1 rRNA gene is annotated in these 220 nt (G+C 47.3%); it reads right to left on the reverse strand.

Features of this window, described 5'->3' with window-relative positions:
• Nucleotides 1-195 (reverse strand): 16S ribosomal RNA (locus UQ64_RS29745); the annotation flags it as partial.
• Between the last annotated feature and the right edge of the window lie 25 nt (nucleotides 196-220).

Genomic DNA, 220 nt, shown 5'->3' on the forward strand with positions numbered 1-220 from the left:
AAGAAAGAAATTATCCGGTATTAGCTACCGTTTCCGGTAGTTATCCCAGTCTAAGGGGCAGGTTGCCTACGTGTTACTCACCCGTCCGCCGCTAAGTTGTTTTGAAAGCAAGCTTTCAAAACAACTCCGCTCGACTTGCATGTATTAGGCACGCCGCCAGCGTTCGTCCTGAGCCAGGATCAAACTCTCCAATTAGTATTGAAAAGAGCGATATGCTCAT

Source organism: Paenibacillus etheri, from assembly GCF_001012825.1.
GTDB classification, from domain to species: domain Bacteria; phylum Bacillota; class Bacilli; order Paenibacillales; family Paenibacillaceae; genus Paenibacillus_AQ; species Paenibacillus_AQ etheri.